This window comes from Larsenimonas rhizosphaerae, from assembly GCF_026240105.1.
In the GTDB taxonomy this organism is placed as follows: domain Bacteria; phylum Pseudomonadota; class Gammaproteobacteria; order Pseudomonadales; family Halomonadaceae; genus Larsenimonas; species Larsenimonas rhizosphaerae.
Genome location: NZ_JAPIVE010000001.1, coordinates 1,051,245 through 1,072,022, shown reverse-complemented (window position 1 = coordinate 1,072,022; position 20,778 = coordinate 1,051,245). Strand labels below are relative to the sequence as shown.

Below are 20,778 nucleotides of genomic sequence, written 5' to 3'. Positions count from 1 at the left end.
GGGGCTCCTTGAATCGCGGTATCCTGTAGCCTGTCAACAAACACGGTGCGATGACACGGGGGATGGTGAAATATCCATCGTGCGCCCTGTTGCGGCCTTCCTTGTGCCAGGCTTGTAGCCTGTACCTTTAACACCCGAATTCATACGGACGAGGAGAGCGCCATGGATGGCGAGACGCCCGCGATCGAATGCCGTGGCATTCATCGGTCATTTGAACATCATGTCCTGTTTACGGATTTGAACCTGAGTCTGCCCGCTCGTCAGGTAACGGCGCTGGTCGGGGCCAGTGGGTGTGGGAAATCGTCCCTTCTCAATCTGATGAATGGTCTGCTGCTGCCCGATCAGGGTGACATTCGCGTACTGGGTGAGCCGCTGGATTACGAGCGCCTGCCCGCCATGCGGCGCAACATGGGGTATGCCGTACAACAGATCGGTCTAATGCCGCATATGACCGTCGAACGCAATATAACGCTTCTGGCAACGCTGGCCGGCTGGAGTGCATCAGCGTGTCAGACCCGGTTATCCACGCTGCTGTCGTTGATGGCGCTGGATCCAGCCCTGACATCACGCTATCCGCATCAGATCTCCGGTGGCCAGGCGCAGCGCGTTGGCCTGTGCCGGGCAATGATGCTGAATCCGCCCATTCTGCTGCTGGATGAAGCCTTTTCGGCGGTAGACCCGATTACACGTGTCGATGTGCACGCCCGGTTTCAGGATTTACAGCGGGAAGAGCCGCGTACCGTGGTAATGGTCACGCATGACATGAGAGAGGCGATGAAACTGGCGGATTACCTCGTTGTGATGGGGCCGGGTCAGATCCTTCAGACGGGGGCCCCTGGGGACATCGCGGCCGCGCCGATCAATGAACAGGTCAGGCAGTTGATGGAGGTGGCCCAATGATGCGCTGGATACTGTTACTGGCTGGTCTGGTGTTGGGAGGACAGGCCCTGGCGGCGGATATTACCGTGGGCAGCAAGGCCGACCGCGAAGGCCACATGCTGGGTGAGCTGTTTGCCCAGACGCTTGAACATGCAGGTTTTACCGTTGACCGACGCTTTGGGCTGGGGCAAACGATTGTTTCCTGGCAGGCCCTCAAGGGTGGAGAGATCGATGTGTATCCGGAATACACCGGTACCATGGCGCAGGCCCTGTTTGACATGCCCGGTGCCGATATCGAGACGCTTCGCCGAGAAGCCGAGCGCCGGGGAGTGCGCATTCTGAAGCCGCTTGGGTTCAATAACACTTATGCCCTGACCATGAAGGCCAGCGAGGCCAGGGCAATGGGGCTTGAAACGATTTCCGATCTGGCGACGGCTCCGTCGCTTAAACTGGGACTATCCCACGAATTCATTGAGCGTGAAGATGGCTGGAAGGGGTTGAGCCGTGCATATAACCTGCCTCAGGTGCCGGTTGGCATCGAACACGGTATTGCCTACCAGGCCATTGTCGATAACCGCATAGACATGACCGATGCCTATTCCACCGATGGTGACCTTGATCGCCTTGACCTGATGCTTTTGAAGGACGATCGGCATTATTTTCCGGAGTATCTGGCTGTGCCCTTTGTCCGCGCCACGCTACCGGACAAGGCCGTCGATGCGCTTGATCAGCTGGCGGGGTCGATTACCGATCAACGAATGCAGGCGATGAATGCCGCCGTATCGGCGGATGGCGCAGGTTTTGGTCAGGTAGCTCACGATTTTCTGGTCAAGCAGGGCATTCTTGAGGCGGGGAGTGAAGTGGCCGTATCCACGCCCTGGTCACGGCTGGGGCATGATCTGGTCAGGCACCTGGAGCTGACGTTGAGTGCACTGCTTCTGGCGGCGCTGGTAGGGCTGCCGTTGTCGCTGGCGGTTTATCGGCTGCCGAAACTGTCCAGAACGGTGCTGTACGTGGCAGGTCTGCTACAGACCATTCCCTCGATTGCCCTGCTGGCGTTGATGATCCCGTTGTTCGGAATCGGGGTCTTTCCAGCCATTGTGGCGCTCTTTCTGTATTCGCTGCTGCCGATTGTGCGGGCCGCCATTACTGCCTTGCTGACCGTGGATCCGTTACTGACGCGAGTAGCGCGTGGTATGGGGTTGACCCGTCGTGAGCAGCTTCGTCATGTGATCCTGCCCCTGGCGGCCCCGAACCTGCTGACCGGGCTTAAAACAGCAGCGGTCATCAACATTGGCACGGCCACGCTTGCCGCCTTTATTGGTGCTGGTGGGCTGGGGGATCCGATCGTGACCGGGCTGAGTCTCAACAATTACGAACTGGTACTGTACGGGGCAATACCGGCGGCGATGCTGGCGATCGTGACTGAGCTGATATTTGAAATGCTGGAGCGCTGGTTGATACCTGCCCATATGCGTGGTCAGGTTGCAACGCCGGATAACAGGGCGTAAATCGACTAGACTGTTCAGTGACACGATGAAACACGCCTCGGGAGGCATCGAGAATGCATCGTTTGACAGCAGTAGTGTGTGCTTTGGGGCTTGCCGCCGGACTGGCCGGGTGCAGTAGCCAGCCGTCTGCGGATGACTATACCGTGACGCTGGAGCCCCCCAACGTGGTCAATAATGGCGAAGAAAACGGCGCATCCCCCTGCGTGCCGGGTCCGCAGTCGCCTTCATCCTGCCAGTAGTGCTCGTGGATTGACGTCAGCGTTACAGTTGATCAGGGGCGTGCCTTTCGGCGCGCCCCCGATCTTTATCATGATGCTTCAGAGGGCGTCTCGTCTTCTGACTTGCCCTTGAGGATACGGCGCAGCAGTGGCCGACCGGCCATGACCATGAAGACAGGTGCGCCGGCAACCAGATAAAAGTAATAGGTAACTGCACGCCAGATCAGAATCGCCGCGGCTGTCGTGGCCTGCCCCAGAATCGGTGCCAGCAGTGCCGATGAGCTGATCTCAGTGCCTCCGGCGCCCCCTGGTAGTAATGTCAGCTGGCCGGCCGCCATGGAAAGCATCTGCACCAGAAAGGTCCATGACCAGTCCAGGTGTTGCCCCAGCCCGATTACCGTGAAGTACAGCACGCTGTATCGCACCATCCAGTGCGCTACGCTCACCACAAAGGCACCGATCAGCAGTTTTCTGGGCATGCCCAGGGTGTCAACCAGCGAGTTGCGAAAGACCAGCAGGCGTCGGTTAAGCCGTTGGCGTCGCTCCGGCTTGATTCGAAACCTGACCAGACTCTGTGCGATCAGGCGGATGGTACGGTCGTGATAACGTGCCAGTAGCCCGATCAGCACCAGCCCGACGCTGAGCAGCAGAATCGGTACGCCCATCAGCCAGCCTATATGTAGATCCACCGCCTTGGTGACAATATAAAGCGTCAGGGCAATCATGGATGACAGGAAAAAGACCAGATCAATGATCTGATCAACGGCAAAAATGGCCGTGGTCTGGGCTGGTTTCATGCCGTAGCGAGTCAGCAGGGTGATCAATGTCAGTGGCCCGCCAGTGCCGCCGGGGGTGGCGCAGATGGCAAACTCGGTGGCCATGATCACGCCGAAGGCGCGAGTTTGATTGAGCCCACGCGCGCGCCCCTTGAGCAGAATGCGCAGCTTCAGGGCATTCAGCTGCCAGCAGACCACGACCATGCCGAGCATGCCGATGAAAATGGACAGCGGGAAATCGCGCAACTGGGCAAATAGTCCGCTGCCACCCAGAAAGAGCGGCACCAGCATGATGGCCAGCAGGCCAATGCCCAGTAACCAGAGAGTACGGGTCATGACGTCATCACCCGTACAGGGGGATTTGATGAAGCAGGCATCAGGCTGACCGCCGCTGTGTACGTGTGGTGCACAGCCACTGATGCTTGGTCAACGGGGCCCGACCTTCATCCATCATCTGTTCGATGGCAGACAGCCAGTAATCAAAGGCCACCTTGTGGCGCATATCGACCGGATGCAGCCCGAGGCGAAGCACGTCGGCCTGCTGGTGGCGTCGTTTGGCCACTTCATTGACCACGTAGGACATTTTGCGACGCCATGCGCTGCGCGCACTCCACACAAGCGTCGGGGCATCATGAGCCTCAAAGGTGGGCAGGCTGTAGATGTGCTTTGGATCGGTCGTGTATTCAAGCGAGCTTTGTGCCAGCGCATGGCGCGTGCCGTCACTCATCAGCCATGCCGGAGCCACGAACCCTTTCAAGGGCCAGCCCTGGCGTTCGAACAGGGCGATGCCTTCTTCCAGACGCGCCCGGGCATCAGGAGCGGGTAGTCCGTAGAATTCACCTTCATAGGTATAAATGCGGCGCATGAAATATTCATGAGGTGTTCTGGGGCGCGGGCCATCATCACAGTGATAAAACCCGTGCAGAATCAGCTCATCGCCCCTGGTCAGTCGGGACTCCAGCAGTTTCAGAAAGGCCGGGTCATCGAAGGTGGACCGGCCATGATGAAACTGGGGAACGACCAGCCAGCTCATGGGGACATTCACCGACAGGCGGTCTACTGTCTCCACGAATGGGCGATAGTCTTCCCAGGTTTGCGGTGCAATATCATGCAGCGCTACCAGCATGCTGGCAGAGGGCAGGCGTGAATCAACCATGTTCCATACTCATGTCATGAGAAAGAGGCGTGCCGACCAGGTGGTGATAGTGAGCGTTGATATCGCTGACCACCACGTCCCAGTCATGGCGCTGTTCTACATACTGGCGCGTGGCGGCCTGTAACCGGGTCTGGTCTTCTTCAAACAGGGAGTGTACCGCACGAGCCATGTCCCGGGGATTGTCCGGCTCACACAGGCGCCCGCAGTCGTCCGGTATGTTTTCAGGGAGGGCGCCGGCACGCACGGCCACCACCGGAGTCCCGCAGGCCATGGCTTCCAGTACGATCAGCCCGAAGGTTTCCTGTGTGCCCGCGTGAAGCAGGGCGTCACTTGAGGCCATGTAACGAGCGACTTCATCCGGCGGGCAGAAATGATTGATCAGGCTGACGTTGTCGGGCACGCGGGCAGGGAGGCTGGAGCCTACCAGCAGAAGGTGATACCCCGTTCCCAGACACTGCATGGTTTCAAGCAGCACCGGCAGGTTCTTCTCGGGAGAACCGCGTCCGGCAAACATCAAAAGCCGGGTGGTCTCATCAAGGCCGAGCTCACGCTTTACATTCGGATCGGCCAGTGCCGGTCGAAACGTACGGGTATCCACCCCCAGCGGCTGCACACTGACGTGATTTACTCCGGCCTGGCGGAGCTTGTCTGCCATCAGCTGGCTGGGGGCCAGGACGCTTTGATAGTGGTCATACAATCGCCTGACGTAGCGGCGAGTGTACGCTTCAAGGCGCTCGCCGAAGCGTTTACCTACCAGAACAGGAAGATCCGAGTGGTAGAAGCCGACCACGGGCACATCCAGCCGCCGAGCGCTGTCACGCACGGCCCAGCCGGTAACATACGGGTCGCCCGCTTCGATGACATCCGGCTGTCGGGCTTCAATGGCCCGGCACCAGTGATGGCGACGCAGGGGAAACCGGTAGCCGTTGCTGAACGGCAGGGGGGGGGAGGGCACGCTGAAAAGGCCCGGCCCGATCTCGGCATGTTCACTGCCCGGGACCAGAACACTGTGGCGCGTGTCCGGCATATGACACAAGCGTCGTCGCTTGGCCTCGATATAGGTACGAACACCCCCGCTCGAGGGTGCATAAAACATCGTGACGTCGGCTACATGCACAGTGCCGATACCTCCATGCAGCCTGCCGCCTCGTCCTTCGCCAGGCGTTTTATGGAGGAACAGGGCAGGCATTTGAACGTGGGGCCTGCCATGAGGCAGGCCCGTACTGCTGAGAACCTACTCGGATGCTGCCGGTCGGCCGACCAGCGAGCGGGTTTCTTCTCGTGCTTCCGTCAGGGCGATGGTGAGCGTGTCTCCCAGTCGCCAGGTCAGGGCATCCTTGATGGTCACCATGCCTTCCTTGTCATCAATGGCGACCGCATCACGGTCGCTGTGAAGGCTGGACGCGGGCAGGAATACCGTGGCTCCGTTTTCCGGCAGACGTACACGCATGCCGCCGCGACGAATATCCATGATTTCCGCAGCAAATTCACGGGCGTTGGCCGCGTCATCACTCAGGAAACGCACATAAAGCCAATCCTTCACGTCACGCTCGGCCATCCGGTTAAGACGGCGACGCTCGGTCAGGTGCTCGGTTTCTGCCTCGGTTTCCGCGGCTGGCATGCCACCTGTCTGACCGGAAAGCGTTTGCTTGATAAGGCGATGGTTGATCATGTCGCCATACTTGCGAATCGGTGAGGTCCAGGTGGCATAGGCGTCAAGGCCCATGCCGAAATGCGGCCCGGGGGTTGCCGTCATGTTGACGTACCCCTGGAAGCGGCGCAGCCGTGCTTCCAGCCAGAGATTGCCGGAGGCATCGATATCACGCCGCAGTGCCGTGAAGTAGTCCAGCTGGTCCAGCTGCTCTGCCGTGGCATTAATGGACTGACCGGCCAGAAATTCAGCCGCCGCTTCGCGCTTTTCAGGGGCGATGCCCAGGTGCACGTTATAAATCCCGTGTCCGACATGCTCGGCCAGATGGCGTGCACAACAGACGTTGGCGACAATCATTGATTCTTCGATCATGCGCTGGGAGATATGGCGATGCTCGGCATGGATGGCCAGTACATTGCCTGCCTCGTCCAGCTCGAAGGCGTAATCCGGGCGGTCTCCGAAAACCAGGGCATGAGTCAGTCGCCACTGGTAGCGGGCCAGCGTCATGGCTTCCAGTGCCTTGAGCTGCTCGGCACCGCGCTCGAAGTTCGGCGCCCAGTCGGCCTGTTCCGGTGTTTCGATCCAGGCAGATACCTTGTCATAGGCCAGCCTGGCCTTTGAGCAAATGGTGGCGGCAAAGAAGCGGTGGCCTGTCAGTTCACCGTCGGCCGCGATATCGATATCGCAGGCCAGTACCGGCCGCTGCTCGTTTTCCTTCAGTGAGCACAGGTCATTGGCCAGGGATTCCGGCAGCATGGTCACGTTCTGACCCGGCAGGTATACCGTAAAGGCCCGCTGGCGTGCTTCGCGATCGACCGGATCATTCGGGGCGATATAGCCGGTGGGATCGGCAATCGCTACCGTCAGGCGCCAGCCACCTTCGGGCCGTTCGATAATGCTCAGGGCATCATCCATGTCCTGGGTCGAGGCGCTGTCGATGGTGAAGAAGGGCACCTCGGTAAGATCTTCCCGCTCAAGGCCTTCATCGCGCAGGGTTCGTGGCGCCTCGTCGGCGGGTGAGGCCTGCTCCAGTGCATGGCGGGCCAGGGTGACGCGCCAGGGAACATCGGCGGCGTCCTTCGGGGCGATCAGTGCTTCGATCTGAACGAAAAAGCTTTTGTCGTCCGGTTTCATCGGGTGGCGGAGCAAGCGTGCCTCGACCCAGTCACCGTCGGCAACCTCCTGATCACCCATGCGCTTGCCCATTCGGGCATTCATCGCCAGACGGATCGAAGGGTGATCCGGTGTGACGGCCAGCTTGCCATCACGCTTTTTGACGCGGCCGATGAAACGATCAAGCCCCGGCTCCAGCAGGCTGTCAGGCTCGACGCTCTGACGCTCGTTTTCGGTATGCAGAACGGCTTCTACCCGGTCACCGTGCAGAACGTTTTTCATGAAGGGCGGTGGCACAAAATAGCTGTTGCCATCATCGGCATCCATGAAGCCATAGCTTTTATCGGTAGCCTTGATGGTGCCGGTTACCCGTGGCGTCTGGCTGCGAAGGTTTTGCTTGAGCTGGGCGAGCAGCGAGTTGTTTTGAAGCATGAGTCTCGATCGTGTCTGGCGGGTCAGGGCGCCTTACTATAAGGGGTCGCCCTGAATGGGGAAAGGGGAAGTGACTATTTCAGCCGTGTGACAGTGATTTCTCAAGTTCGGACCAGGGCGTATCGCCGTCCAGCAACGGGAGATCAAGGGCGTCAGTGACGGGGGTGCCCAGAAGGTGCACGATAGCCTCGGCGACATTGTCACGGCTGGTTCGGCCACCATTTTCCTCGGTTACCGCGATGGAATAATGCCCTGTACCCCTGTCATCGGTCAGCCGTCCGGGACGTACCAGTACATGGGGGACAGTAGAGGCTGTTACCCGATAATCCGCGGCGCGCTTGGCCGCAAGGTACGGCACCAGGGCGTCGGGGCCATCCAGAGGCTCCCTGTGCAGGGTGCTGACCATGATAAAGCGTTTCATGTTCAGTGCCTCTGCGTATTCCACACAGCGCCATGCGCCGTTGAGATCGATCATGAGGGTCTTGTCGGCGCCGGTGTGAGGGCCTGAGCCGGCAGTGAATACCACCTCGTCACATCCTTCAAATGCATGAGCCAGATCACCTTCAAGATCACCGATTACCGTCTCGACGCCAGTCCGGGCAAGCTCGTTCTGCTGCTCCTCGTTGCGCACCAGCGCCCTGACCGACAGTCCTTCGCTGACAGCACGCTCGCACAGACGCTGACCGATCTTGCCATGGGCACCTACTACCAGTGTTGTCATGATGTTCTCCGTAAGCGGATAAGTATGTTCCTGTTCAGGATGGGATGGTGTCGATGGCGTCGAAATTCAAGCCGCCGAAAGCCAGGGGGATAACGCCCTCACGGCCTCATTCAGCCAGCGGGTGTCCTCGGCCGATCCCAGAATGAATACCAGTTCAAGCAGTGGGGAGGCAGCATCGTGTGAAGGGGGCATGGCCTGCAGGGGGGCTCGTTGATGCCTCAGGCCATTGATCAGCCACGCCTGCCCCTGCGGGCCGCGAAGCAGGCCCTTTATGCGCAGGATACGGTCTCCATGAGCATAAAGAAGTGCATCCAGCCAATCTGTCATGGCTTCCGGACCTGGAGGGATCCCGCTGGACTGCTGATACCCCATCGCCACACAGCCTGCAGTATGGCGAGGGACCGGCACCGGCATGAACAGTGGCCCGGCCGGTGGGAGGCGCGTGGGCCGGAAAGTCATCGCTGCCAGAAGTTCCGGTGTAGTGCACGCCTTTATCGCGGTGGGGTAGCGTGCGTTCAGTGTTGCCCAAAGGCGCTGGATTTCCGCCTCTGTGACCAGGTCGGTTTTGGTAAGCATCAGTACGTCTGCCAGAGCCATCTGTTGCAGCGCTTCGGGATGATGCTCAAGGGTAGCGTCGATATGGCAGGCGTCTACGGTCACGATCAATTGGTCAAGATGAAGCTGGCGTGCGAGGCGTGGATCCCGGGTCAGGGTATGAAGAATCGGTGCCGGGTCGGCCAGCCCTGTGGTTTCGATGATAACCTGATCAAACTGACGCTGGCCCTGACGTGAAAATCGCCACAGCACATCCCTCAGGGTGTGTTGCAGATCCTTTTGCAGGGAGCAGCAGATGCACCCGCTTTTTAATGTAATGATCTGCTGGTCATGACTTTCGGCATACAGGTGATGATCCAGGGCAATATCGCCAAACTCATTGACGATGACCAGCGCTCGGGAAAGGTCGGGCTGCTGTACCAGATGATTGATCAGTGTAGTCTTGCCGCTTCCAAGAAACCCGCTGACCAGATGAACCGGCAGGGTCGGCCGGGAAGATGATAACGACATGAATGCTCCGGTGCGGTTGGGCTTCGGCTCAGCGTGCCGGGAAGCCATGGTGCTGTCTATTTTATACCGTTATCTTCATGATGTCCGAACACGTTGATTTCGCGACGACGTGAGCCGGAAGCCTAAACACGGTAATCTGGTGATCACTCAGTGACCACAACAGTTATCTATCGGCAAGGACACGATCGAGCATGCGATTGACTGGTTATCTACTCACGCCCGATGGCTGGCTGGACGGCACCCTGACCGTACGCGATGGCATCATTGATGATATCGACGGGGTGCCGGTGACCCCTCGGGATAACGATACGCCACGTATTCTTCCCGGATTTATCGATCTGCATGTCCATGGTGGCGGCGGTCGGGATGCCATGGAAGGCGGTATGGCCCCCGGCGTTCTGGCACGTACACACGCCCGGTTTGGGACCACCAGTGTACTGGTGACTACCATGACTGCCCCCATGCCGGATATCGAGCAGGCACTGGACGCTGTGGCGGAAGCGATGGCCAGCGACACTCCCGGTGGTGCAGATATTCTGGGAGTGCACCTGGAAGGGCCTTTCATTCACCCGGACAAGCTTGGCGCACAGCCTGCGTTTGCCCGGCCCGGTTCGTCGGAGCAGATGATGGCGTTGATGGCTCATGCGCCGATTCGCGTTGTAACGCTGGCGCCGGAGATCGACGGTCACACGGAAATGATTACCTTTCTGGCGGAGCAGGGGGTCCGGGTGCAGGTCGGGCACAGCTGCGGCTGCTATCAGGACGGTGTAACGGCACTGGCCGCTGGTGCCAGCGGGTTTACTCACCTTTTCAATGCCATGACCGGCGTATCGCATCGTGATCCGGGGATCGCCACTGCCGCGCTGGCTCACGCATACTACGCCGAGATCATTCCTGACCTGGTGCATGTCGAGCAGGGTGCCATGCTGACGGCGATGCGGGCCATCCCCTGTCTGTATGGGGTTACCGATGCCACGGCTGCTGCCGGGATGCCTGATGGCGAGTACAAGCTGGGAGCGCATCGGGTTTACAAGCATGGCAACAGCGTCCGTCTGGAGGATGGCACGCTGGCAGGCAGCGCACTGACGATGGATCAGGCCTTTCGAAACTGGATCGCGCTGGGAGACAGCTGGGCAGTAGCCTCAAGGCGTCTGTCCACCTGGCCCGCTCGTTATCTTGGCCTTGAGGACCGAGGTGAGCTTTTACCCGGAAAGCGGGCTGATCTAGTCGTCATGGGACGTGATCGCCGACTTCAGCGTGTGCTGGTGAATGGGCAGGAGGTAAACCGTGACGTTATCTGAGACCGGTACGGCGCGGATTATCGTGGATGGCGGAGGCACCGGTACCCGGCTTTTATACCATGCTACCAATGGTGTCACCATCGAGGTGACTGGAGAGGCTTCCGCTCTTTCACTGGGGGTGATCTCGGCCTGGCAGGTGATTGAGGCACTGGCCTGCCGTGCTGCCACCGAGGCCGGTGAGTCTCTTGACTGGACACGGTGCGCGCTGGCGGCCGGCCTTGCCGGCATGAACCATGTCGAATGGCGTGATGCCTTTGCCTCCCAGGCGCCGGCATGTCGGATGCTGGTGCTTGAAAGCGATGCAGTGACCTCGCTGTGGGGGGCTCATCCTGAACGGGCAGGGGTCATGCTGGCACTGGGCACCGGCAGTATTGGTGCCATGCGCGATGAAGGGGGCAATCATCGACTGCTTGGCGGTTATGGGTTTCCGGCCGGAGATGAAGCCAGCGGGGCCTGGCTGGGGCTGCATGTACTCCCGCATCTGCAAAAGGGGCTGGATGGTCGAGGCCCTGCCGATGCGCTGTGTCAGGCGCTGGCCGATGCACTTGATGTAGCAACCCCGGAGGCGCTCGTCAGCCGATTTGCCGGGGCCAGTGCACGTGACTATGGTCTGTTGGCCCCTGTGGTGCTGCGCCAGGCCGGTCACCCGGTCGCGGCTGCCTTGCTGGCCCGTGCCGGGCAGGAAATGGCGCTCATGATTGATGCCCTTGACCCTGAGGGCAGTTACCCCGTGGCCCTGACCGGCAGCCTCGGCCCTTTGCTTGCGCCCTGGTTGCCTGATCGTCTGGCTCGACGTTACGTGCCGGCTACAGGCTCTGCGCTGGACGGTGGTGCCTGCCTTTTACAACGTGCGCTGACCGCCGGTCGCGCACTCTCCTGATTTACACTCACACTGGGAATGTTTGATGACCAAGAAGCTGGTGGTTACTGATCTGGATAATACGCTGCTCAATACCCGCCATGAGCTCGATCCCCTGACGATCGAGACCTTTCAGGCACTTGAAGCCCAGGGGCACCATCTCGCCATTGCCTCCGGTCGTCACGCCATTGATATCGCGGAAGTACGGCGCCAACTGGGCGTTCAGGCACACATCATCAGCACCAATGGCGCATGGTTACAGTCGCCCGACGACGAGGTACTGTTCGAGCGCCCCCTGGAGGCATCTATCGCCCGGTCTCTGATGACCGAGCTGGACGTGCCCGCGGCCGTGCGGCTTAACGTGTATACCCGGGAGCACTGGTGGGTCGATGCACCGGATGAAGCATTGCTGGCTTTCCATGAAAGTACCGGCTTTGCCTATCGGCTTGGTCAGCCCGGGGCTGACGAGCATTCACACATCGGCAAGGTATTTTTCATCGGTGAGCCACGGCTGCTGGCATCGCTTGAAACAGAAATTCTGGCACGGTTTGATACGCGCGTGTATGTGACCTATTCCCTGCCCAACTCCCTGGAAGTCATGGCCCCGGATGCCAACAAGGGGCGGGCCTTGAGCTCGCTGCTGGAGCGCCTTTCACTGAACGCTGACGACTGTCTGGCCTTTGGTGACAACCTCAACGATCTGGAAATGCTGCAGGTGGCCGGCAGGCCGTTTGTCGTCTCCAACGCCAATCCTCGCTTGTTCACACTGTTGCCCGAGGTTCCCGTCATTGGTGATCATCATGATGCGGCAGTAGCCAGAACCCTGAGGAGTGAGCTGCTTGATCGTCGGTAAAAGTGAACTGCAGGTGCGAATGATTGTCATATCGAAAGTAGAGTGTTTATACTCCGTGGCATAACAGCTGGTGGGCGGCCCTTGGCACAGGCTGTGCCTGTGCGCCGCCTGGCCACATGCCGAATGCATTCCCTGAAACGGCCGTCCTGATGGGATGGCCTTTTTATTGCCCGTGGGGCAGGCCCGCATCGGTTTTCTCTTGGTTCTGTCAACTTGCAGCGGAGTAACATGACTTCATCCCTGACCCAGGCGGGCCTGGAAGACGCAAGCCTTGTGCGTTATCGACGTCAGATCCTGCACCGTTCGCTGCTGCTGATTCTGTTGATGGTGCTGGCGGCCGTGGCGCTGGTAGCAGATATCATGATCGGCTCGGGAACACTTTCATTCGGTCAGGTACTGAAGGGGCTGGTAGACCCCGGCGCCGTGTCGGACAGCACGCGTGTCATCATCTGGCAGCTTCGCATGCCCATGACCGTGATGGCGGTGCTGGCGGGGATGGGGCTGGCCCTGGCAGGTCTGCTGATGCAGATTGTACTCAATAACCCTCTGGCCGAGCCGCTTACGCTGGGCATTTCATCTGCTGCAGGCTTTGGAGCTTCGCTTGCCCTGGCGTTCAATACCTCGGTCCTGTCGGCGTTGCCGTTCTTGAATGAGAGCCTTGTGGTCGCAGGCAACGCCTTTTTCTTTTCGCTGATTACCGTTGGACTGATCCTGCTGCTGGCGGGGCGCCAGATGGGGCTTCAGACCATCACGCTGCTGGGGATTGCCATTCACTTTGTCTTCAGCGCACTTCTGGGCCTGGTGCAGTACCTGGCAACGGCTGATCAGTTGCAAAGCATGGTGTTCTGGATGATGGGATCGTTGCTGCGCGCGTCCTGGGACAAGGTTCAGCTTACGGCCGTGGTCATTGGGGTAGTGGTGCCGCTGGTGCTGCTCAAGGCTTGGGCACTGACGGCGCTGCGCAGCTTCGGTGACGAGGCGGCGGTCTTCGGCATCAATGTTCGCAGGCTTCGTATTCTGATGCTGGTAGCAGCAGCAGTCATGGCCGGGGCGGTAACATCCGTGGTGGGAATCATTGGTTTTGTCGGACTGGTGGCGCCTCATGTTGCACGGATGATGGTTGGTGAGGACCAGCGTTTTCTGGTCGGAGTGACGCTTGCCTGCGGGGCCATTTTCATGACCGTGGCATCGCTTGTCAGCAAGCTGGTGGTGCCGGGCGTGGCCCTGCCGATCGGTATGGTGACCTCTCTGATCGGTCTGCCCTTTTTCATTATCCTGATTATTCGTGACCAGAGGTTGAGTGCTCGATGAGTTTCCGGACAACGGACATCTGTGTGGATCTTGGCGGGCGCCGTATCGTGGATCACGTCTCCATCTCCCTTGAAGCGGGGGAGTCCCTGACAGTGCTGGGCCCTAATGGTGCGGGCAAGACCACGTTCATGCGCGCTATCTGCGGCCTGCAGGCCTTCACCGGTCAGGTTGAGGTGGATGGCGATACGCTGAGTCAGTTATCCCGGGTCGAGGCGGCCCGAAAAATCGGCTATGTCGCTCAGGACATGACATCCTTGAACGTGCGCCTGAGCGTTTTTGAATTGCTGCTTCTGGCCCAGAGCAGTACGAAGCTGTCCTGGCGAACCGGCTCTGACAGTCGACGTCGGGCATCGGAGGTTCTGGGCCGGTTGGGGCTTGAGCGTTTTGCAGACAGTTGCCCGAAGAATCTGTCTGGCGGGGAGCGCCAGATGATCGCGCTGGCGCTGGCACTGGTACGCTCGCCAAGGCTGCTGTTGCTGGATGAGCCGACCTCGGCACTGGATCTGGCCAACCAGTTGTCAATGCTCGAGGCGGTCACGGAGTACACGCGTGAACACGGCATCATGACCATTTCGATTCTGCACGACATGAACCTGGCGACACGCTACGCCGACCAGGCCGTCATGCTGGTCAACGGACAGGTGCGCCATCAGGGGCCTACCGCTCAGGTCATGACGCCTGCGCGATTATCCGAGGTCTATGGAGTGACCTGTCGTACCCTGGCGGTAGATGACGGGGCATATACCGCCATTTATCCCGTGCATGTGTTGAGACACCGCTAGCGCGGCTCGGCCTCATTGCTGCCCTTGACCTGCTGCCACAGCTGGCGCCGGATATGACTGATTCGCGGGCGTTCTTCTTCACGAAAGGGTAGCGGGCGCAGCATGCGCTGAGTACGAAGCCCCAGGCGTGCACTCAGCAGGCCGCTTCCAAGCCCCTGGGCGGCCCGACTCGAGAGTTTCTCGGCCAGATTCATGGTGACCAGCTCGGCACCCATATCCACGGCGATCTCCGAGGCACCGGCGAAGGCCATATTGGACAGTACGTGACGGCACAGGGTCAGCCGGCTGGCATAGCCAAGCTCCAGTCCGTAGAGTCTGGCAAGACGGTCGATCATACGGACATTGCGCCAGGCCATCAGGCCCATGTCCAGTAATGTCATCGGGCTGATAGCGACCAGCGCGGCAGTTTCAGTGGACATGCGGGTAATCAGTCGCCGGGCTTCGCGGTCCCGTGGGGCCAGCACATGGTGTTCAAACAGGAGTTGTCGTTCTCGTTCGTCATGATGATCGGCCTGTGCCTGCTGCCACGCCAGCAGGTGCGGGTCATCCCGACCAAGCCCCATGTGACGTGCCAGATCATCCAGCGTCCCTACCGGCGCGCTGTCATCCTCAAGCCTTTCCCGAAGGCGGGCATGGCGACGCAGTCGAGATAATCGCTTCAGTTCCTTGAATACGCCACGGGCCAGAAAGCCGGCAGCCAGAACACCCAGCCCTGCCCACAGACCACTGAACCAGTTACTGTACTGCCACGCCTCATAGACAGCGACACCGCACTGTGCCGTACCGATGGCAAGGCTGCCTGCCAGAAGGGCAAACAGGCCTCGCCGACGTTTGCCTGGCCGGGCCAGTGCGCGGTCCAGTGCACTGTCCGTGCCGTTTTCCGGGGCTGAGGCCGGAGGTTCCCAGACCGTCACGGGTGTGGTCGTGTCATAGGCATGGGGAGGTTTCCAGTGAACCGAAGTGTCGGTCTCAGGCATCTCGAAATAGCGGGGTGGGCGAGGGTCGGTCATAGCCACTTGTCTCCGAGTAACCAGTCCAGCAACGCGTCCATACGAATATGAGGCAGGGCCCCACTGGTGTGTCGGGCCGGATGAAAGGGGGTAAAGGAAAATCCCTGGCGCGCCCAGAAGGTCTCATCCGGCAGTGTCGATGGAACATCCCCCGGAAAAAGCAGTACCTCCTGGTCTTCAAGCGTTCTGCCACTCAGGGCAAGTGCATTCGGAGTGACGTTTTCAAGCTTCTTGACGGTGGTCGCGCGTATGGAAGCCAGTGCGAAGGCGCGTGCCGGAATATTGGCATAGCGCATGTCCTGCAGTGGCTGGGACATCAGCGTGCTCAACAGGGTCTGAAGGGCATCGTGCTGGTCCGGTGTGACGTGATCTGCCTTGGTCGCTGCAATGGCCAGACGATCGATTCGCGGGGTAAACAGTCGGCTGAATAGCCCATTGCGTCCATAGTTGAAGCTTTGCATCAAGGCGTTCATGGTATAACGCAATTCATTGAAGACGGCCGGGCCGCTGTTGAGTGCGGTCAGCACGTCGACCAGCACCACCTGACGGTCAAATCGCTGGAAGTAGCTCTTGTAGAAGGGCGTAATGACGTGCCTTTTATAGTGCTCGAAGCGGGCCTTGAGCGTTTGATACAGGCTGTCTGCCGGCAGTGCGTCCAGTGCTTCGCGTGACCAGCCCTCCAGCTGGACCAGCGGATAGAATTGCAGTACCGGGGCATCCCTGAGTTCACCGGGCAACAAAAAGCGTCCTGGCTGAATAAAGTAAAACCCGCCGTCGCGCCGGGCCTGATGCAACCCATCGGTATAGTGGGCCGCCAGTTCGGCTAGCGTCTGTTCCTCGACTACTGAATCGGGAGTGTGTGCCGACGCCTTTTCAAGCCAGGTGCTCATGAAGGCGCGGCGCTCCGGAGTCATCAAGGAGGCCATGGTGCCGCTCCAGTCATGAAAGTCCTGCTGAAGCATGGGCAGGTCCAGCAGCCACTCTCCTGGATAATCGATCAGATCCAGCGTCAGTGTGGCTTCTTCACCGGTCAGGTGGCGTGACGCTCGGCGCGTGCGGTACTTGATGGCCAGACGAAGCTCACTCATGCCGCGTGTTGGCGTAGGCCATGCAGCGGGCGATGCCTGAAGGCTGGCCATTGCCTCGTCGTAAGGAAAGCGGGGGATGGAAAGGTCCGGCTGGTCTACACGCTGGGCGCCAAGCAGCCGGTGTTCACGTACGGCACTGACCAGCTCGAGCTGTGCATCCAGGCCGGCGTGGCGAAGCTGATTGATGAGGGAGGTCAAAAAAGCGGTCTTGCCGGCCCGGGAAAGCCCGGTAACGGCGAGGCGAACCTGACGATCAAGGCCACGTTCAAGTACATCACGCAGGTGTTTGGGTAGGGTCCAGGCCATGACCGTTGATGCTCCACAACCGATAGAAATGAAACATGCAATCTAGCACGTAAAAGGGCAGCGCCGAAGCGCTGCCCTTGGTACTTCAGTGGCGTTCAAGCCGTATCAGTGCTCGTGGCCGTCTTCGCCATGCACGTGACCATGTTCTACTTCTTCAGCGCTGGCATCGCGAACGTCTTCGATGCTGACGTCAAAGTTGAGCGGCTCGCCGGCCAGCGGATGGTTGCCATCCACGGTCACGGTATCGCCCTGAACGTCCTTGACGGTAACCAGCAGCGGGCCGCCTTCAGTCTGTGCCTGAAACTGCATGCCCGGCTCGACGTTTTCAACGCCCTGGAAGGCATCGCGCGGTACTTCCTGAACGAGGGCCGGCTGGATTTCACCGTAGCCTTCTTCGGATTCAACGCGAACTTCCAGCTTGTCACCCGCAGTCTTGCCTGCCAGTTCCTTTTCAAGGCCCGGAACAATGTTGCCCGCGCCATGCAGGTATGTCAGGGGCTCACGGCCTTCAGAGCTGTCGAGAACTTCACCGGCGTCGTTCTTGAGTGTGTAATGAAAGGCGACGACCTTGTTCTGTTCGATTTGCATAATATGTCCTTGAAACGGATGCATGTCGGGTGCTCTTGAGGCCAGGGCAGGGATCTTTGTATGCCCTGGCGTTCCTTGCATCACTACGTTGTGATGGCCGATGCATCTTTCAAGGCCCAGCCATGAAATTATTTGAAGAAATGTGGGTGGGCAAGGAATGAAATTGCGCCGACGGCGGCTCGAGGGGTACTCTTTTCATTTTACATTCATTGAAAATGCGGGCGATATTTCCCCATGACTCTCAAGTATGCGTGCATTACGGTTACCCCCTTTGCCCAGAACTGTACGGTCCTTTACTGCGATGACACGCTTGAAGGTGCCATTGTCGATCCGGGTGGTGAGCCGGAGCGCATCATCGCGACGGTGTCGGAACTGGGCATCAAGGTAACGGGCATCCTGTTGACGCACTGCCACCTGGATCATGTCGGGGCAGTGGCTGACATGGTGGCCCATTATGATGTGCCGGTGACCGGTCCTCATCAGGCGGATGAGCCGTTGTTGTCCAATCTGGCCATTCAGGCTGTCCGGTTCGGTTTTCCGCCGCCGGCACCGTTTACCATCGACCGCTGGCTGACGCAGGGTGACGAGATTGTCATCGGCAAGCGGACGCTCAGGGTTTATCATTGCCCCGGTCATGCACCCGGGCATGTGATTTATGTGGATGAACAGGCGCGTCTGGCGCAAACCGGAGACGTGTTGTTCCAGGGGTCGATAGGGCGTACTGATCTTCCAGGAGGTGATCATGGCACCCTGATCCGCTCGATTGTTGAAACACTGTGGCCGCTGGGGGATGATCTGCGCTTTATTCCCGGTCACGGTGCGCCGTCGACGCTGGGAGAGGAGCGTCGTAGCAACCCCTTTGTAGGCGATCACGTTCTGGCGTGATGCCCCTGATGGCGCCGCTGGCGTCGCTGATGGCTGTTGACTGTAATGGAGAGAAAGAATGGTAGCGTTGATCTGGATAGTGGTATGCGGTCTGGTCGCATTTTTCGCCTTCAAGAACTGGGATGGCGGGTTTGGTCGGTTTGTTGAAAAATGGGTGCCCGATGCGCTCAAGGTAGATGACAATGACCGTTATCTGTGGAGTGGTGTGGTGGGTGTGCTGGTCGCCACTTTGATTGTTCGTCCCATTTCAATGTTTCTCACCCTGATCCTCCTGGCGATCATCGCCTATGTGGTCCAGAAGGTCATGGTCTGGGCGCTCAGCAAGGTTCATTGAACCCTGGCGTCGCCGTAGTGAAAAGCCCGGTTTCTTCCGGGCTTTTTTACGTCTGCACTTCGGTGTGAGCAGGCATGATTTCCCTGATGAGCCAGTGGGACGTGAAACGAGCGTGTGCAGGAGTGCAGCCTTGATGCAGGTTCACACGAGTACCTCGGGCGGTGGCACGTGGTGGAATCAGGCCGGAGGGCATTTTCCTGCGTGGCTGAGGAGCTGGCTGGCGCCATTTTCGATTGGAAACACTTTCAGACGCCTCAGACTTTGACGATGTTGGGCAGCAACATGGCTGGTACATCGCCATTTCAATACCACTGCGTCCGTGTGAGGGCGGGCTCTGCAGGTGATTTTACCAAACGCGTGCTGTAAAGCGCCCTGGACCTTTGGCACAAAAAAGCCCGCACAAGGCGGGCTTTTCACGGCAGTTCGTATCAGCGCTGGTTTACGACGCTGTCGAACTCTTTCCTGATGGCCTCATCCGGCTCCTTGGTCATGAGCGAGACGACAATGATCGCGATGTAGGAGAAGATCACACCCGGAACAATCTCGTACAGATCAAAGATACCACCACTCAACTCGGACCATACCAGTACCGTAATGCCACCGACCAGAATGCCTGCGAGGGCACCCCAGCGGTTCATGCGCTTCCAGTACAGGGACAGGATGAGTGACGGACCAAAGGCAGCACCAAAGCCGGCCCAGGCATAGGACACCAGAGTCAGAACGCTGGCATCCGGGTTAAGGGCCAGGAGGTAGGCCAGCAGGGCAATGCCCAGTACCGATATGCGGCCAACCCACATGAGCTCCTTCTGCGAGGCATCCTTGCGGAACAGAGCCTTGTAGAAGTCATCAGCCAGTGCCGAGGAAGAGACCAGCAGCTGTGAGTCCGCGGTTGACATGACCGCCGCCAGAATGGCGGCAAGCAGGATGCCGGCGACCGCAGGATGGAAGATGAAGTTGACCATGATCATGAAGATCTTTTCACCATCTGCCAGATCGCGCGGTACGTAAACCAGTCCCAGCAGGCCGATGCAGACGGCAGCAACCAGACCCAGCATGGACCAGATCACGGCAATGCGGCGTGCGGTGGGCACATCGTCCGGGCTGCGTATGGCGGAAAATCGCGCCAGAATATGCGGCTGGCCGAAATAGCCAAGTCCCCATGCCAGGGAAGATACAATGGCAATCCAGGTCAGGTTGTCGCCGGTCGCTGCGTCACGGAACCACTCAAGCAGCAACGGATTTTCGGCATTGATACGGGCAATGGAATTGCTGATCCCACCCATGTCGAACACGGCTACGATTGGTACTACAACCAGCGCAGCGGCCATCATCAGACCCTGGATAAGGTCGGTCCATGAAACCGCAAGGAACCCGCCAAAGAAGGTGTAGGAAATGATGGCAATCGTGCCGAAGGTGACCGCCCAGAAGTAATCGATCCCGAAAACGGTATTGAACAGCTTGCCGCCGGCAACCAGCCCGGAGCTTGTGTAGAAAAGGAAGAATACCAGGATGAAGATGGCCGAGATAACGCGAATGGCGTGGCTGTTGTCCCGGAAGCGCCGCTCGAAGTACTCGGGCAGTGTCAGGGAGTCGCTGGCCACGAAGCTGTAGATGCGCAGACGGCGCGCTACCAGCAGCCAGTTCAGCCAGGTACCTGCCAGCAGGCCAAAGCCGATCCAGGCTGCGGAGAGGCCACTCATGTAGGCCGCGCCAGGCAGGCCGAGCAGCAACCAGCCTGACATGTCGGACGCGCCGGCAGAAATGGCCGAGGTCCAGGGGCCCAGCGAACGGCCGCCGAGAATGTAGTCGGATAAATCACTGGTGCGCTTGTAGGCGAGTACACCGATCCCCAGCATAAGAAGCAGGTAGACGGCGAACGTTATGCCAATCAGTAAACTGTTTTCAATCATGGTATGTTCCTCGGGTTATTGTTATACGA

20 protein-coding genes are annotated in these 20,778 nt (G+C 59.2%); 10 read left to right on the top strand and 10 right to left on the bottom strand.

Translation table 11 applies throughout. From position 1 onward, the window contains the following. Positions 1 to 162: 162 nt before the first annotated feature. From OQ287_RS04970 to OQ287_RS04960, 3 genes are read left to right on the top strand one after another with little or no spacing between them, the layout of a single operon-like run. Positions 163 to 900, top strand: coding sequence for an ATP-binding cassette domain-containing protein (locus tag OQ287_RS04970; protein WP_250937279.1), 738 nt, complete (start codon positions 163 to 165; stop codon positions 898 to 900). After that, the gene (locus OQ287_RS04965; RefSeq protein ID WP_250937277.1) at positions 897 to 2,390 is read left to right on the top strand and encodes a glycine betaine ABC transporter substrate-binding protein; all 1,494 of its coding nucleotides are present in this window, start codon (positions 897 to 899) and stop codon (positions 2,388 to 2,390) included. The genes OQ287_RS04970 and OQ287_RS04965 overlap by 4 nt, the downstream gene beginning before the upstream one ends. A 53-nt stretch (positions 2,391 to 2,443) precedes the next feature. Continuing rightward, a complete protein-coding gene (locus tag OQ287_RS04960; protein WP_265895739.1) occupies positions 2,444 to 2,629 on the top strand; it encodes a hypothetical protein in 186 nt (61 codons plus the stop codon). A 68-nt stretch (positions 2,630 to 2,697) separates the two neighbouring features. Here the strand turns inward: OQ287_RS04960 and OQ287_RS04955 are convergent, their stop codons facing one another. From OQ287_RS04955 to OQ287_RS04930, 6 genes are all read right to left on the bottom strand, one after another. Next, a complete protein-coding gene (locus tag OQ287_RS04955; protein ID WP_250937272.1) occupies positions 2,698 to 3,720 on the bottom strand; it encodes a lysylphosphatidylglycerol synthase transmembrane domain-containing protein in 1,023 nt (340 codons plus the stop codon). 40 nt (positions 3,721 to 3,760) lie between these two features. Then, complete coding sequence (locus OQ287_RS04950; RefSeq protein ID WP_265895738.1) at positions 3,761 to 4,540, bottom strand: polysaccharide deacetylase family protein; 780 nt, start codon at positions 4,538 to 4,540, stop codon at positions 3,761 to 3,763. Beyond that, on the bottom strand, positions 4,533 to 5,657 hold the full coding sequence (locus OQ287_RS04945) for a glycosyltransferase family 4 protein (RefSeq protein WP_250937267.1): 1,125 nt from the start codon (positions 5,655 to 5,657) through the stop codon (positions 4,533 to 4,535). Before OQ287_RS04945 ends, OQ287_RS04950 begins: the two co-directional genes overlap by 8 nt. Positions 5,658 to 5,774: 117 nt before the next feature. Further along, entirely contained in the window at positions 5,775 to 7,736 is a 1,962-nt protein-coding gene (locus OQ287_RS04940) for an exoribonuclease II (protein WP_265895737.1), read from the bottom strand. Positions 7,737 to 7,815: 79 nt separating this feature from the next. Beyond that, entirely contained in the window at positions 7,816 to 8,457 is a 642-nt protein-coding gene (locus OQ287_RS04935; protein WP_250937253.1) for an SDR family oxidoreductase, read from the bottom strand. A 66-nt stretch (positions 8,458 to 8,523) separates the two neighbouring features. Further along, positions 8,524 to 9,522, bottom strand: a complete 999-nt coding sequence (locus OQ287_RS04930) for a CobW family GTP-binding protein (RefSeq protein ID WP_265895736.1) — start codon at positions 9,520 to 9,522, stop codon at positions 8,524 to 8,526. 191 nt (positions 9,523 to 9,713) lie between these two features. Here OQ287_RS04930 and nagA point away from each other — a divergent pair, with 191 nt between their 5' ends. The 5 genes from nagA to OQ287_RS04905 all read left to right on the top strand — a co-directional run bounded on the left by nagA (position 9,714) and on the right by OQ287_RS04905 (position 14,628). Next, entirely contained in the window at positions 9,714 to 10,823 is a 1,110-nt protein-coding gene (nagA, locus tag OQ287_RS04925) for an N-acetylglucosamine-6-phosphate deacetylase (RefSeq protein WP_265895735.1), read from the top strand. After that, entirely contained in the window at positions 10,810 to 11,703 is an 894-nt protein-coding gene (locus OQ287_RS04920; protein ID WP_250937243.1) for a BadF/BadG/BcrA/BcrD ATPase family protein, read from the top strand. Before nagA ends, OQ287_RS04920 begins: the two co-directional genes overlap by 14 nt. A 25-nt stretch (positions 11,704 to 11,728) precedes the next feature. After that, the gene (locus tag OQ287_RS04915) at positions 11,729 to 12,535 is read left to right on the top strand and encodes a Cof-type HAD-IIB family hydrolase (RefSeq protein ID WP_250937242.1); all 807 of its coding nucleotides are present in this window, start codon (positions 11,729 to 11,731) and stop codon (positions 12,533 to 12,535) included. A 228-nt stretch (positions 12,536 to 12,763) separates the two neighbouring features. Then, on the top strand, positions 12,764 to 13,846 hold the full coding sequence (locus tag OQ287_RS04910) for a FecCD family ABC transporter permease (RefSeq protein ID WP_250937241.1): 1,083 nt from the start codon (positions 12,764 to 12,766) through the stop codon (positions 13,844 to 13,846). Beyond that, the gene (locus OQ287_RS04905) at positions 13,843 to 14,628 is read left to right on the top strand and encodes an ABC transporter ATP-binding protein (protein WP_265895734.1); all 786 of its coding nucleotides are present in this window, start codon (positions 13,843 to 13,845) and stop codon (positions 14,626 to 14,628) included. Before OQ287_RS04910 ends, OQ287_RS04905 begins: the two co-directional genes overlap by 4 nt. Here OQ287_RS04905 and OQ287_RS04900 read toward each other — a convergent pair. The 3 genes from OQ287_RS04900 to OQ287_RS04890 form a co-directional block, all read right to left on the bottom strand. After that, the gene (locus OQ287_RS04900; RefSeq protein ID WP_250937239.1) at positions 14,625 to 15,638 is read right to left on the bottom strand and encodes a YcjF family protein; all 1,014 of its coding nucleotides are present in this window, start codon (positions 15,636 to 15,638) and stop codon (positions 14,625 to 14,627) included. The two genes, OQ287_RS04905 and OQ287_RS04900, sit on opposite strands and share 4 nt — an antisense overlap. Continuing rightward, positions 15,635 to 17,032, bottom strand: a complete 1,398-nt coding sequence (locus OQ287_RS04895; protein ID WP_250937238.1) for a YcjX family GTP-binding protein — start codon at positions 17,030 to 17,032, stop codon at positions 15,635 to 15,637. Before OQ287_RS04895 ends, OQ287_RS04900 begins: the two co-directional genes overlap by 4 nt. 105 nt (positions 17,033 to 17,137) lie before the next feature. Next, entirely contained in the window at positions 17,138 to 17,620 is a 483-nt protein-coding gene (locus OQ287_RS04890; protein WP_250937237.1) for an FKBP-type peptidyl-prolyl cis-trans isomerase, read from the bottom strand. A gap of 234 nt (positions 17,621 to 17,854) precedes the next feature. On the opposite strand from OQ287_RS04890, the gene OQ287_RS04885 reads away from it, so the two are divergent. Both OQ287_RS04885 and OQ287_RS04880 read left to right on the top strand, forming a co-directional pair. Then, a complete protein-coding gene (locus OQ287_RS04885) occupies positions 17,855 to 18,505 on the top strand; it encodes an MBL fold metallo-hydrolase (RefSeq protein ID WP_265895733.1) in 651 nt (216 codons plus the stop codon). Positions 18,506 to 18,563: 58 nt separating this feature from the next. Next, positions 18,564 to 18,839: a hypothetical protein gene (locus tag OQ287_RS04880; protein ID WP_250937231.1), complete on the top strand. Its 276-nt coding sequence runs from the start codon at positions 18,564 to 18,566 to the stop codon at positions 18,837 to 18,839. Between the two features lie 428 nt (positions 18,840 to 19,267). Here OQ287_RS04880 and putP read toward each other — a convergent pair whose 3' ends face one another. Then, positions 19,268 to 20,749: a sodium/proline symporter PutP gene (gene putP / locus OQ287_RS04875; RefSeq protein ID WP_250937229.1), complete on the bottom strand. Its 1,482-nt coding sequence runs from the start codon at positions 20,747 to 20,749 to the stop codon at positions 19,268 to 19,270. Positions 20,750 to 20,778: the final 29 nt, after the last annotated feature.